The following is a 13,733-nucleotide window of genomic DNA, read 5'->3' as shown; positions in this document are numbered from 1 at the left end:
GACTGGTCCAGCCGGTTTCGCCCGGTTTTTCCTCATGTTAAGGATCGGCTTGCGCTGCTCGCCGGTCGTTGAGCGCAGCGTCATTGGATCGATTCATGCCGCTGCCGCCGCTTTCCCCCGAACAACTCGTAAAGCCGAGCCGTTTTGAGCTGCGGATGAGCTTGATCTTCGGCACGTTGTTCATATCGCTTGGCACCCATCTGCCCTATTTCCCGCTCTGGCTGCAGGCCAAGGGGTTTCACGCCGAGCAGATCGCCGTCATCCTGGCGGCGCCGATGTTCCTGCGTGTGATGACGACGCCGCTGCTGACGACACTCGCCGATCGGGCCAGGGACCGCGCCGATGTCTATGTCGTGCTCGTGGCGGCCTCGCTGCTGATCTCCGCGGGGTATTTTCTGACGCCGACCTACTCGACGGTGCTGGCGGTGTCCTTGCTGCTCACCATCGTCTGGACGCCGCATTCGCCGATCGCCGATTCGCTGGCGCTCTCGGGCGTGCGCCGCTTCGGGTCCAATTATGCCAGCATGCGCAAATGGGGGTCGATCTGCTATCTCCTGGCCAATGTCGCGGGCGGCTTCATCCTGGCGGCCACTGGTCCCGGCGCCGTTCCGGTGATCATATTCCTTGCCCTTGGCGTGGCACTCGTCGCAGGGCTGATGGCGCCGGGCCTGGGGCGGCCGCGCAAGGCCTCGCCGCTGTCGGCGGCGGAAATCCAGCATGCGGCGCCGGGCCTGTTCAACGCCTATTTCCTCTACTTCACGCTTGGCGTCGGCATCATCACCGCCAGCCACGCCTTCCTTTACGGTTTCGTCTCGATCTATTGGAAATCGATCGGCATCAGCGATTCCGTCGTCGGCCTGCTATGGGCATGGGGCGTGGTGTCCGAGGTCTGCATGTTCTTGTTTTTCAACCGTATATTCGCCTCCGTCTCCGTCGTCCAGGTGATGCTGATCGCCGGCATCGGCTCGACCGTGCGGTGGATCGCCTTTCCGCTGGTGTGGCCGCTCGGCCTTGGCGTCGGCGGTTTCTTCGCGGTGCAATCGCTGCATTCGGTGTCTGTCGCGATGGTGCTGATCGGCCTGCAGAAGATGATCGCCGAGACCGTCTCGGAAGAACGCACGGGTGCCGCGCAAGGCATCGCCTATTTCTTCAACGGCTTCTTCATGGCTGCCGTCACGCTTGCCTCCGGTCCGCTCTATGACCGTCTCGGCGTCGACGGATTCCTGGCGATGATCCCGATCGCGATCATTGGCCTCGTGCTGATCGGGTTTGCCGCGCGCTCAGCCCCACAGCGCCCGGTCCGGGGGTGAGACGAGCGATCCCTGGTAAAGGAGACCCGGCACACGATCCCGGGCAAGCAGCAGCGGGCCGTCGAGGTCGACGAAATCGGCGTCCTGGGCCAGCAGGATCGCCGGCGCCATTGCCAGCGAGGTGCCGACCATGCAGCCGACCAGGACGCCAAAACCCAGTTCACGGGCGCGCTTGCGCAGGATGAGCGCCGCCGTCAGCCCGCCGGACTTGTCGAGCTTGATGTTGACGGCGTCGTAGAGGCCGACAAGGGTTTCGAGATTTTTTGCCTCGTGCACGCTTTCGTCGGCACAGATCGGCACCGGGTGCGCGATCCTGCGCAGGATTTCGTCGCGGCCGGCGGGCAGGGGCTGTTCGATGAGCGCAATGCCAAGCTCCGCGGCAAAAGCGAGATTGGCCTCAATGTTTTCGTCGGTCCAACCCTCATTGGCATCGAGAATGATACGGCTTTGAGGCGCAGCTTCCGTCACCGCCCGAATCCTCGCAATGTCGTTGTCGCCGCCGATCTTGACCTTCAGCAACGGCCGGCCGGCGTTGGCGCGGGCTTGCGCCGCCATCGCCTCGGGTTCGCCGAGCGACAGCGTGTAGGCCGTTTCGAGCTGATGCAACGGGGCCGGCCAGATTGCCTCAGCCACCGGATTGCCGCTGATCTTGGCTTCGAGGTCCCAAAGGGCACAGTCGATGGCGTTACGAGCGGCCCCGGCAGGCATGGCATCGAGCAGGGTGGTCCGGTCCATCCCGCCTGCGATCCGGTCGCTCATCGCCTCTATCGCGTCGCGCACCCCGTCCATGGTCTCGCCATAACGCTTGTAGGGCACGCATTCGCCGCGCCCGACATGGCCGTTTTCGCTGATCGTGCACGTGATCACTTCGGCTTCGGTCTTGGAGCCGCGCGAAATGGTGAAGATGCCGGCAATCGGAAAACGCTCGGCCTCGACCGAAATGACACGCGCCATATTTTTCTGCTCCGGCTGTGCGAGAAGGGTTGTCGGCAAATCGACAAGGTCGGACCCATCAGGCTAAACAGGACGCCATGTTGACCATCGGTAAACGCGACGCAAGCGGCACAGATGCCACGGGGACTGACCACGACCCGCGCGTGGCGGTCGGCGAGGAGGCTGGCGTGCTCGGCTGCGCGTTCTCCGGAGTCTGGACGACGCGGACCGTGGCGCTGATTGACGCCGACATGCGCAACATCGAAAAACGAAGCGGTTTCAAAACCTTGGCGCTCGATCTTTCGAAAATCGAGAAGATCGACACCGCCGGCGCCTGGCTGATCGATCGGCTGGTCAGCGTTTTCGAGAAGAAGGATGTCGAGGTACGGTTGCAAGGCCAGAGCGAGATCGCTTCCATCCTGCTCGACGCGGTCGGCGAGGCCGTCCGACGCGAGCCCGAATCCGGGCCCAAGCGGCCGCCCAACATCGTTATCCGCACGTTGGAGGCGGTCGGCAGGCGCGTCTACGAGATGCGTGACGATTTCCTGGCTTCCATGAACATATTGGGCGCCACGATCCGTGGCGCGCAGATGAAGCTCGGCCGCGGCCATGCCGTCAATCCCGCGGCGATCTTCAACCAGATCGATCGCATGGGCGTGGGAGCCATCCCCGTGGTGGTGCTGATGTCGGCCATTGTCGGCGCCATCGTTGCCCAGCAAGGCGCCTACCAGCTCAGCTATTTCGGCGCCGATATCTTCGTCGTCGACCTGGTCGGCGTGCTGATCCTGCGCGAGCTCGGCGTCCTGATGACGGCAATCATGATCGCCGGCCGCTCCGGCAGCGCGATCACCGCCGAGATCGGCTCGATGAAGATGCGCGAGGAAGTCGACGCGCTCAAGGTCATCGGCCTCAATCCGATCGGCGTCCTGGTCTTTCCGCGCCTGGTGGCGCTGGTGATCGCCTTGCCGTGCCTGACGATCATCGCCAATTTCGCGGCGCTCGGCGGCGGCATCGTCGCGGCCTGGCTCTACTCCGACATCCCCCCGGCAGCGTTCCTTGACAGGTTGCGCGTCGCCATCGATCTCAGCACCATTTTCGCCGGGCTGATCAAGGCGCCGTTCATGGCGATGATCATCGGCACGATTGCGTCCGTCGAGGGCATGAAGGTCGGCGGCAGCGCCGAATCGCTCGGCCAGCACGTGACCGCCTCGGTGGTGAAGTCGATCTTCGTCGTCATCATCCTGGATGGGCTTTTCGCCATGTTCTACGCAGCGATCGAGTTCTGATGGGATGACCAAGGGAAACGGAGTCAAGGCGGAGCATGAGGACGAAGGCGAAACCGTGCTTTCGGTGCGCGACGTCACCGTCGCGATCGAGGACAAGCTGATCCTCGACAAGCTGTCGCTCGACATCAAACGTGGCGAGATACTGGGTTTCGTCGGTGCCTCGGGCGCCGGCAAGTCGGTGCTGTTGCGCACCATTCTGGGTTTGATGCCCAAGCAGTCGGGAACGATCAAGCTGTTCGACGTCGACGTCGACAAGGCCAGCGATCTCGATCGGTTGCGGATCGACATGCGTCTTGGCGTGTTGTTCCAGCACGGCGCGCTGTTTTCGGCGCTGACCGTCATGGAGAACGTGCAGGTGCCGATGCGCGAATATCTCGACTTGCCGAGAAAGCTGATGGACGAACTGGCGCTGCTCAAGATCGAGCTCGTGGGACTGCCGCCGGACGCGGCGCAGAAATTCCCCTCCGAGCTCTCCGGCGGCATGATCAAGCGCGCCGCGCTTGCCAGGGCGCTGGCGCTTGATCCCGACATCGTCTTTCTCGACGAGCCGACGTCCGGCCTCGATCCGATCAGCGCAGCCGAGTTCGACGAGCTGGTCGTCAAGCTGCGCGACACCATGGATCTGACCGTTTACATGGTGACCCACGACCTCGATACGCTGTTTACCGCCTGCGACCACGTGGCGGTGCTGGGCAAGAAGAAGGTATTGGTCGAAGGCACCATCGACGACATGCTGAAGAGCGAGGAGCCGTGGGTGAAATCCTATTTCCGCGGAAAACGCGCCCGCCAACTTGATCTTGCGGCGCGTGCATAGCCATAAGTGAAGCAATGGAAACCAGAGCCAACTACGTCATTGTCGGCATTTTCACGTTGGCTGCGATCCTCGCTGCCTTCGGCTTCGTCTATTGGACGGCCGCGATAGGCGACAAGGGCGAGACGACGCTTCTGCGGGTGCGTATTCCAGGCTCGGCCTCGGGTCTGGGCCGCGGCAGCTTCGTGCTGTTCAACGGCGTCAAGGTCGGCGACGTCAAGCGCGTCTATATCGACGTCGACAATCCGACCGTCGCCATCGCCGACACCGAGATCGACCGCTTGACGCCGATCACCAAGTCGACCCAGGCCGATATCGGCCTGGCCGGCCTGACCGGGCAGGCCAATATCGAGCTCAAGGGCGCCGATCCCAAGGAAGTGAAGCTGCTCGACCAGGCCGAGAAGGAAGGCAAGGTCGCAGAGATCGTCGCCAATCCTTCGGCCGTGACCAATCTCCTCCAGACGGCGCAGAACATCTTCACACGCGCCGACAAGGTGCTGACGGAGCTGGAAGGCTTCACCAAGGATGTTCGTGGGCCGCTGACGCAGACCGTGCAGAACGTGCAGACGTTTTCCGATGCGCTGGCCAAGAATTCCGACGGCATCGACAAATTCCTGTCCGCCGTCAGTGCGCTGTCGGATGAGCTGAAAGGCGTCTCAGGCAAGCTCGACGGCACGTTGAAGGCAGCGGAGGGCCTGCTCAATGCCGTCGACAAGGACAAGATCAAGAGCATCGTTGCCAATGTCGATGCGGTGACGGGGAATCTCAAGGAAACCTCGCAGCAACTGGATGGCGTGATCAAGAACGTCGATACGGCGGTGGGCTCGGTCAACGATTTCGCCAAGCAGACGCAAGGCACACTCGCCAAGGTCGACGGCGTGCTCGACGGCATCGACCCGGCGCAGGTGCGCGAAGCGCTCGCCAACATCAAGAAGGCCAGCGACAGTGCCGACAAGGCGGCCGCCGACATAGCGGAGGTGACCGGCAAGATCGCCAATCGCGCCGACGACATCGACCAGACAATCAAGGACGCCAGGCAGTTGGCGCAGCGGCTCAACGACGCCTCGGTGCGGGTCGACGGCATCCTCGCCAAGGTCGACAAGCTGCTCGGCTCCGGCCAGGCCGACGGCGTGATGGCCGACGCCCGGGCCACGCTGAAATCCTTCAAGCAGGTCGCCGATACGCTGAATGCCCGCCTTGGGGTCATCACCGACAATCTGGCACGCTTCTCGGGCCAGGGGCTGCAGAATGTCGAGGCGCTGGTACAGGACAGCCGCCGCTCGATCAACCGCATAGAGGAGGCGGTGACGGATCTCAGCCGCAATCCGCAGCGTATTCTTTCGGGTGGCGACGGCGAGGTTCGGCAATTCGACGGCAGGGCGCGGCGTTGACTTCCGCGCCGGCCCGCCGCAAGAACAGTGCTCGCGAATGTGGGTTGATCTTTAAGATCACGACGGGGATCACGCGTGACGTTGAGTAGGCTTGGAACGAGCGGGTTGAAAACGGCTGCGGCGCTGCTTGTCCTGGCGGTTGCCGGCTGCGCGGCGCTCGGTGGCAAGCCGGCCCCCCTCGACACGTTCGAACTGTCGGCGCCATCGATCGACGCGCATGGCCATAGCCGCAAGCAAATCCTGATCGCCCAGCCTTCGGCGCTGAAGGCATTGGACAGCCAGAACATCGTCATCAAACCATCCGACCGCTCGATCCAGTATCTGAAGGGCGCGCAGTGGGCCGACCGGCTGCCGCTGATCGTGCAGGCGCGGCTGGCCGAGACGTTCCAGCGCTCGGGCAGCTTCGCCGGCGTCGGCAAGCCGGGCGAGGGGCTGGCGATCGACTATCAGGTGATCGTCGAGGTCCGGTCCTTCGAGGTGCGCGTCAATGGCGGCGAACACGCCGAGGTCGACCTGTTCGTGCGCTTGCTGAACGATCGCAACGGCGAAGTGAAGGCTTCGAAGAGCTTCACCGCATCCGCGCCGGTCTCGGGCAGCGGCAACCCGGCCTATGTCGGCGCCCTCGACGCGGCCTTCGGCGATGCGGCCAAACAGATCGTCCGCTGGACCGATTCACAGATCTGAAGCAGTCAGGCGCCGGATTCCCTGAGATCTTCAACCTACTTGCGGTCGAAGACGTCCGGCCGCAGCATTCCAGCCCTCATCAGATGCTGCAGCGTATAGGTTAGGGACAGCGCATCATCCAGTGCGTCATGCCCCTGCAATGGCGGGTGTTCGACGCCGTAGTAGTCCGCAAGCTTGTTGCTCGGCGTCCTTGCCAGATCCTCGATCGGCATGCCTGCGGCGATCAGCAGCTTGACGGCGTTGTCGAACCGCGTTGCCGGGATGGAAGGCTCGATGCCCGCGACATAGCAACTGATGGCGACCATGTTGAGTTCGTCCTTGCCCCAGGACCACAGCCGCGCCCCTTCGGAAAACCGATCGACGCCGGCAAGGGCCTCTTCCAGTGCGACGCCCTCGGCTTCGACGATTTCTTCGGTGATGCCGGTCAGTCCGGTGAAGAACGGATCGAGCGCGTACCGCTCGCCAAACCGGTCGATCGGCCTGACATAGGCCTTGTGCGTGCCCAGGATAGGGAAGTCGCCTTCGAGGCCGAGCCTTGCCGCGCCGATCTGCGCGATGACCGGATCGGGATCATGAGCCGCGCACCAGAACCTGCGTTGTGACCCCTCGAGGCAGAGAAACTCGCAGTCGAAGATGATTGCCGTTTTCAACAACTCAGGATCCGGTTCCGGAAAAGCGAGACTAATGCGGATGCGTCTTCCGGGTGGCGAAATTAGTCCCTTCAAGAAAAAAGGCGGGAGACAAGTCCCCCGCCTTTTTCATTCTGGCTTGCCGATCGCTTAGTGCAAGCGGCCGCTGGCGTGGGCCAGCATGGTGTAAACCTTGCCGGTGTCCGACGTGAGATAGGTCTGCGCCATGATGTTGTCGCGATCGTTGCGCGAGACATCCTTGAGCAGCTTCTCGAAATCGTCGCAGTAGCGGTCGACGGCGGCGCGGAATTCGGCCTCCGCTTGGTACTTGCGGCGGATTTCGTCGAACGTCTGCTGGCCCTTCAGCGTGTAGAGCCGGCGCGTGAACACGTCACGCTCGCCACGCCGGTAGCGGTTCCACAGCTCGATCGAGGCATCGTGGTCGATGGCCCGCGCGATATCGACCGAGAGCGAGTTCAGCGATTCCACGACATGCAGCGGCGAACGCTGGGCAGGGGCCGCCCGCGGTGCTTCGGCCGGTGCCGAGGGGGCTGCCGGCCTGAGGTCGGCATCGTTCGACGCGGCGGTCAGCAGGTCACGCACCCAGCCGCCCTGCGGCGTACGGGCGCTGGCGTCAGGACGCGGGCGCGGCGCCTGCTCGGCCGGACGCTCAAGGTCGAGCGTGCCACGCAACGCGGTGCCACCCAGAGGCGTCTGAGGCGTGCGAAGCTCCGGCTGCGGTGCTGACGGCGCGCGACGCTGCGGCTCGGCGGGACGTGCCGCCGGGGCCTGCGGCGCCGGGCGCAAGGGGCGCGGTTCCGAAGTGTCGCCGCGCCCGGACTTGGCAACGATATCCGAAAGCTCCTTCAAGGCGTTGATCTGCTCGGAAACGGCGCGCCGGATGGCCGAGGTCGATTCCTTGGCCTCTTCCGGCATCTCGATGACGCCCTTCTTGAGTTCGGCGCGGGTGAGGTCGAGTTCGCTCTTGATCGAGCCGGCGGTGCGCCGCATCTCCTCGGTCGCGTCGGCGAAGCGCTTGGTCGCGGAATCGACGACGTCGGTGATGGCGTTGCGGATCTTGTCGGCCGACTCCATCGTCTTGCCCTCTGCGTTCTGCAGCGTCTGGCCGACGAGATTTTCGAACGAACGCATGACCCTTTCGAGATCTTCCGACTTCTTGACCAGTCCGACGGCGAGATCCTCGAGCGAGGACTGCCTTTCCAGCGTGTGTTCGAGGTTGCTCTGGGCCGAACTCAAGAGATCCGAGGCGCTGGCCAGCAAGCGGCTGTGCTCGTCGAACTTGGTGGCGATGGAGGCCACTTCGCGCAAGGTCGACGACGATAGTTCCGTCAGCCTCGTGGTGTTCGAATCGACCAGGCGCGCCGAGCTGGCAAAGGTCTGCGCCGCCTTTTCGGTGGTCGCCGCGAAGCTTTGCGTGCTGCCGGTCAGGCGTTCGTCGACCTGGCCTAGATTGACCGCGGCCTGCTCGATCAACTGACCAAGTTGCGAGCTGGAGTTGGTCATGCGGCCGATGAGATCGGCGACGCTATCGGACAGCGACGAACGTGCGCCTTCGACAGCCGACAAGGTTTCGGCGGTGCGGCTGGCAAGCGCGTTGACCAGGGCCGCGTTCTCGCTGCGCAGCTTCTCGGTCGCGCGCTCGGTGACCTCTTCCATGCTCTTTTGCAGTTCCGAGCCGCCCTGGGCGAAACGCTCGACCAAGGGCCGCGCGGTTTCATCGAGGATTTTCGACATTTCGGCCGACCGCGCCGCGAGCATGGTGTTGAGCTCGCGGGTGTTGGCGCCGATCGTCTTGGCGGCGTCGTTGGTGCTCTGGCCGATATGCTGGCCGACCGCGGTGAAGGTCTCCGCGATCACATTGGCGCGCGATACGAGTTGCGCCTCGGCGGTCGACACCTGCTCGTTGAGCTTCTGTCCCATCGTCTCGGCCGTGTAGGCGAGCCGGTTTTCGACGCCGGCGATCTGCTCTTCGACACGGGCGGCAGCGGCCGCCGCGCTCGACGCCAGACGCTCGTCGGCGCCGGCAAGCGCCTGCTCGATCTCGCGGGCGTGCACGGCCAGTTCCTGACCGGTCTGGCGGGCGCGATCGGCGACCCTCTGCTCGGTGTTGGCGAAGGCGCCGACAATGGTCTGCGCGTGCTCGCCGATCGTCGTGGTGCTGTCGGCGATGCGCGAAACCAGGCGCTGGTCGGCGTCGTCGAAGATGCGGGCGATTTCGGAGGCCCGGCTGGACAGCGCGTCCGAACCTTCGGCGATGCGCGACACCAAATGCTGGTCGGCGGCGTCGAAGATGCGGCCAAGGTCCGACGCGCGGGCGGCGAGCGCCTCGGCGGATTCGCCGATGCGCATGCCGAGCCGCTGGTCGGCGCTTTCGAAGTTGCGCAGGATGTCGCCGGCGCGGGCGGCCAACGACTGCGCCGTCTCCACGGCGCGGGCGACCAGCTTCTGGTCGGCCGCGTCGAAGGTGCCGGCGATCTCGCTTGCACGGGCGGCCAGCTGATCCGCGGTCTCCTGAGCGCGGGCGGCCAGTTGATCGGTGGTCGCTTGCGCGCGGGCGGCGAGCTTCTGGTCGGCCATGTCGAATGTGCCGGCGATCTCGCCGGCGCGGGCAGCCAGTTGATCGGCGGTTTCATGGGCACGGGCCAGCAGCGAACTGGAGGTGTCGTCGGCGCGGGCGAGCAGGGCATTCGAGGTATCTTCCGCACGGGCGTGGAGCCGACGATCGGCTTCCTCGAATGTGCGGGCGATGTCTTCGGCCCGAGCCAGCAGGGCGGCGGACGTCTGTTCTGCGCGCTCGGCGATCTTGCGATCGGCGTCGTTGAAGGCCGCACCGGCCTGCTCGTGGAGCGTGCTGGTGACTTCCAGGACCTTTTCGCGCAAGGCGCCGGCGACGAAGACCGCGCTCTTCTCGAGCACTGAGCGGACATTGTCGACACCGGTCGACAGCGCGCGCTCCATGGTGCCGGCGCGTTCCTCGATGATGCCGGTCTGGCGGCTGAACGCCTGCTCGATCTTGTCGACATCGGCAGCGATCGCTGCGGAAATGTCCGTGCTCCTGGCCGCGATCTGGTCGATGTGGCCAGACAGCGAGCGATCGACCTCCTTGCGGCTCTCGGCGAGCTTGCCGAGGTCATCTTCCAGCGCCCGGCTGAGCATATTGCGGCCTTCGGACAACTTGCCGACATGTCCGGCGATGATGTCGTCGATATCGCCACGGCTTTCAGTCAACCTCTGCAGGTCGGCTTCGAGAGCGCGCTTGAGGATGTCGCGGCCCTCGGCGAGCTTCTCGACCTGGCCGGCGACCAGCCCGTCGATGCTGGAGCGGCTTTCGGCCAGCTTGGCGAGATCGGCCTCCAGCGCACGCTTGAGGACATCGCGGCCTTCGGCGAGCTTCTCGACCTGGCCGGCGACCAGACCGTCGATGCTGGAGCGGCTTTCCGCCAGCTTGGCAAGATCGTCTTCGAGAGCCTTCGACAAGGTCGAACGCTCCTGCACGAGCCGTTCCGCGTGATTGTTGACGTGGCCGCTAACGGTCAGCAGGTCGGCCTCGAGGGCTCTCGACAAGGTCGAACGATCCTGGGCAAGCCGCTCGGTGTGGCTGTTGACATGGCTGCCGACAGTTTCGAGGTCGGCCTCAAGCGCCTTCGACAGTGTCGAACGCTCCTGGGCAAGCCGGTCCGAGTGGCTGTTGACAAGGCTGTTGACGGTTTCGAGATCGGCCTCCAGCGCGCGGGCGAACTGGGCCCGGTCGTCGACCAGTTTCTGCGACTGATCGGCAACGGTGTTTCTGACCGTGTTGAGGTCGGATTCCAAGGCGCGGCGTAGAATGTCGCGCCCTTCGGCAAGCTTCTCGACCTGGCCGGCGACCAGTCCGTCGATGCCCGAGCGGCTTTCCGCCAGCTTGGCGAGATCGTCCTCCAGCGCCTTCGACAATGTCGAGCGATCCTGAACCAGCCTGTTCATGTGATCGGCGATGACGCTGTTCACATTCTGCAGGTCGGCTTCCAGAACGCGCGAGAGCTGCCCGCGATCCTCGGCCAGCTTCTCCGACTGGCTCGATATGACGCTCTTGATCGTGTTGAGGTCGGATTCCAGCGCACGCTTGAGAATGTCGCGGCCTTCAGCGAGCTTCTCGACCTGGCCGGCGACCAGCCCGTCGATGCTGGAGCGGCTTTCAGCCAGTTTGGCGAGGTCGGCTTCCAGCGTCTGCGATAGCAGGCCGCGATCCTCCGCCAGGCGCCCCGAATGGCTGTCGATCAGGCCGCGTATGCCCGACAGGTCGCTTTCGAGCGAACGGCCGAGCTCGGTGCGGTCTTCGGCCAGTTTCGCCGAATGCGCCTCGATCATGCTCTTTATGCCGGCAATGTCGTTTTCCAGCGCCTTGGCGAGCACCGCGCGGCCCTCGGCGATTTTCTCGACCTGGCCCGCGACAAGGCCGTCTATGTCGGCGCGGCTGTCGGACAATTTGCCGAGATCGGCCTCCAAAGCGCGCGACAGGATGTTGCGCCCTTCAGCCAGTTTTCCGACGTGTCCGGCGACCATTTCATCAATGATCGTACGAGCTTGCACCAATTTACCTGAGTCTTCGTTGAGGGCCAGTGAGAGCCGGTTGCGGCCTTCTTCCAGCCTTTCGAGGTGGCTGCCGAGCGACGCATCGATGGCGGCGCGCGATTCGTTGACCTTGCGAAGGTCTTCTTCGAGCGCACGCGCTATCAGGCTGCGGCCTTCGGCCAGCTTCTGCACCTGGTTGGTCACCGCGGCATCGATGCCGGCGCGCCCTTCAGCGAATTTCGCAAGGTCCGCCTGCATGGCGGCCGCCATGCGCTCGCGGCTCTCGGAGAGCTTGCGGCTGTGGTTCTCGACGGCTTCCTCGATGCCGACGCGGGCATCGGCGAGCCGCTGGATGTCGCTGTCGAAGGATCGCGACACGACATGGCGAGCCGCCTCCATGCGGCCTGCGAAATCGCTGGCGCGCGCTTCGAGCATGGAAGAGGTCGAGGTGACGATGTCGGCCATGTCGGCGCCGATCTGGGTCTTGCCCTGATCGATCATCGCGGCCAGCGTGTCCTTGCTCTCGGCGAAGGTGTGGGCGATTTCGCGCGCACGCTCGACCAGCGTTTCGTTGATCTGGCGGGCGCGGGCTTCGAGCGCGGCATTGAGTTTCTGCGTGCCCGTATCCAGCGCTTCGGCGCGGGTCTGGAACTCGCTGATCAGCGCCTGGCCGCGTTCGGCCAAAGTGCGCTCGATGCCATTGAGGCTGGCCTCGAACTCGGAATTGAGGGTGCGCGCGGCGCCGCCGAGCAGTGACACCATGCCGGTGGTGCGGTCGTCGAGCAGGTCGGTCAACGAGCGGGTCAGGCCGTCCGTGGTGTCGGTCAGCTTGGCGATACGGGTGTCGAGCAGGCTGGCGAAAGCCTCGCCGGAGGTCGAAAGCCGGTCGGTGATGGTGTCGAGCCGGCCTTCCACCGAATCGAAGATCGACATCGAGCTTTCGTTGATGCGGTCGATCAGCGTGTCGCCGGAATTGGTGATCGTCATCGACAGTTTGGTCGACGCATTGAGGATGCTGTCGCGGATGATGTCGCTCGCCGCGCCGATTTCATCGCGCAACGTCTCGTGGGCGCCGGAGATCGAGGCGCGGACGCGCTCGGCATGGGTGACCACGGCTTCTCGTTCGCTGCCCAGTCCGTCGACCAGCGATCGAATCCGGGTTTCGTTTTCCGAATAGGAGCGCTCGATCTGGTTGACCTCGCTGTGGACCAGCGTTTCCAGCTCCACGGCACGGGCAAGCGTGCGTTCGATGCCTTCGCCCATGGCGGCCACCTCGCGGCGGACGGCCTGGCCGATCATCATGACGCGATCCTGGGCCATGTTTTCCGGCTCGGTCAGGCGGAAGGCCACTTCCGTCATCGACTGCGCGGCGATGCGCATGTCCTGGGCGCGGCGAATCATCGCCGCGAAGGCCCAAAACAGGATGACCGGCACGATTGCCGCGACGGCAAGGCCGATCAGTTCGGGGCGGGCAAAGAACTGGTCCAGCGTGCGGATGCGCCAGATGCTCGGGCCAAAAAGCAGGTTGGCCAATCCGCCAGCGCCCGCGATCCAGGCGAGCGAGACAAAGGCGATGACCCAGTAGATGGTGTTGGAGGCGCGCCTGTTCAGGCTGTGCAGGAGGGTCTTGTAATCTTTCTGGCGATCGTCGTTGGCTGGCGCGAAGCTCGTCGGCTGGCCACCACCATTGCGCGTCTCCACGGGGCGAAGTTCGGCCGGCTTGGCCTTTGGCGAGGGCTTCGCGGCCTGGGTCTGATTGACGACGGGCGCCGGCCCGACAGGCGTCGACTGCTGATTGCGTCCCTCGCGTGCCAGTTCGTCGGCCGCCTGCGATATCTGCGCTTCCAGATCTTCCATCGAAGCCGCGATATCGAGGTCGCCGCTGTCGGTATCGCTGCTCAGGTCGAGATCGAGCGCTTTTTCGAGCTCCCTGGCTACGTCGCTGTCGAGAGTTCTGGTCGTCGTTGGTTTCTTCGCCATGCCTTCGCTACCCTGTACTAGCTGCCGCGGGGGCTTATAATTCTGTTTGTCTTACCCCCGCGCAGGAGGCTGAAAATGGACCCTCGTATCGTAATGACACAGGGGGGTAAAGAAAACATGCATTCCGCGGGATACGT

General features: G+C 64.2%; 8 protein-coding genes. 5 read left to right on the top strand and 3 right to left on the bottom strand.

The annotated features are described in order from the left end of the window. Nucleotides 1-95: 95 nt before the first annotated feature. The gene (locus FJ948_RS01710; RefSeq protein WP_140701484.1) at nucleotides 96-1,310 is read left to right on the top strand and encodes an MFS transporter; all 1,215 of its coding nucleotides are present in this window, start codon (nucleotides 96-98) and stop codon (nucleotides 1,308-1,310) included. Here the strand turns inward: FJ948_RS01710 and dgcA are convergent. Continuing rightward, nucleotides 1,281-2,264 (bottom strand): N-acetyl-D-Glu racemase DgcA, encoded by a 984-nt coding sequence (gene dgcA / locus FJ948_RS01705; protein WP_140701483.1) that lies wholly within the window; start codon nucleotides 2,262-2,264, stop codon nucleotides 1,281-1,283. The two genes, FJ948_RS01710 and dgcA, sit on opposite strands and share 30 nt — an antisense overlap. A 77-nt stretch (nucleotides 2,265-2,341) precedes the next feature. Here dgcA and FJ948_RS01700 point away from each other — a divergent pair, with 77 nt between their 5' ends. The 4 genes from FJ948_RS01700 to FJ948_RS01685 all read left to right on the top strand — a co-directional run bounded on the left by FJ948_RS01700 (nucleotide 2,342) and on the right by FJ948_RS01685 (nucleotide 6,415). Then, nucleotides 2,342-3,529, top strand: coding sequence for an ABC transporter permease (locus FJ948_RS01700; RefSeq protein ID WP_140701482.1), 1,188 nt, complete (start codon nucleotides 2,342-2,344; stop codon nucleotides 3,527-3,529). Between the two features lie 4 nt (nucleotides 3,530-3,533). Then, nucleotides 3,534-4,343 carry an ABC transporter ATP-binding protein gene (locus FJ948_RS01695; RefSeq protein ID WP_140701481.1) on the top strand — a complete coding sequence of 270 codons (810 nt, stop codon included), beginning with the start codon at nucleotides 3,534-3,536 and terminating at the stop codon, nucleotides 4,341-4,343. 14 nt (nucleotides 4,344-4,357) lie between these two features. Then, nucleotides 4,358-5,731, top strand: coding sequence for an MlaD family protein (locus tag FJ948_RS01690; protein WP_140701480.1), 1,374 nt, complete (start codon nucleotides 4,358-4,360; stop codon nucleotides 5,729-5,731). Nucleotides 5,732-5,836: 105 nt separating this feature from the next. Beyond that, the gene (locus FJ948_RS01685; protein WP_224534910.1) at nucleotides 5,837-6,415 is read left to right on the top strand and encodes an ABC-type transport auxiliary lipoprotein family protein; all 579 of its coding nucleotides are present in this window, start codon (nucleotides 5,837-5,839) and stop codon (nucleotides 6,413-6,415) included. A gap of 35 nt (nucleotides 6,416-6,450) precedes the next feature. Here the strand turns inward: FJ948_RS01685 and FJ948_RS01680 are convergent, their stop codons facing one another. Next, nucleotides 6,451-7,065 (bottom strand): 3'-5' exonuclease, encoded by a 615-nt coding sequence (locus FJ948_RS01680; RefSeq protein ID WP_140701478.1) that lies wholly within the window; start codon nucleotides 7,063-7,065, stop codon nucleotides 6,451-6,453. Nucleotides 7,066-7,194: 129 nt separating this feature from the next. After that, on the bottom strand, nucleotides 7,195-13,596 hold the full coding sequence (locus FJ948_RS01675) for a kinesin (RefSeq protein ID WP_140701477.1): 6,402 nt from the start codon (nucleotides 13,594-13,596) through the stop codon (nucleotides 7,195-7,197). Nucleotides 13,597-13,733 lie beyond the last annotated feature (137 nt).

The sequence above is a fragment of the Mesorhizobium sp. B2-3-12 genome, assembly GCF_006442205.1.
Classification (GTDB): Bacteria; Pseudomonadota; Alphaproteobacteria; order Rhizobiales; family Rhizobiaceae; genus Mesorhizobium.
Note: the sequence above shows the minus strand (reverse complement) of the source record. Positions and strands in the feature narration are given on the sequence as shown.

Bases quoted from the DNA above. Each gene is read 5' to 3' on its own strand.
- FJ948_RS01710 (WP_140701484.1), top strand. From the start codon at position 96: ATGCCGCTGCCGCCGCTTTCCCCCGAACAACTCGTAAAGCCGAGCCGT.
- dgcA (WP_140701483.1), bottom strand. From the start codon at position 2,264: ATGGCGCGTGTCATTTCGGTCGAGGCCGAGCGTTTTCCGATTGCCGGC.
- FJ948_RS01700 (WP_140701482.1), top strand. From the start codon at position 2,342: ATGTTGACCATCGGTAAACGCGACGCAAGCGGCACAGATGCCACGGGG.
- FJ948_RS01695 (WP_140701481.1), top strand. From the start codon at position 3,534: ATGACCAAGGGAAACGGAGTCAAGGCGGAGCATGAGGACGAAGGCGAA.
- FJ948_RS01690 (WP_140701480.1), top strand. From the start codon at position 4,358: ATGGAAACCAGAGCCAACTACGTCATTGTCGGCATTTTCACGTTGGCT.
- FJ948_RS01675 (WP_140701477.1), bottom strand. From the start codon at position 13,596: ATGGCGAAGAAACCAACGACGACCAGAACTCTCGACAGCGACGTAGCC.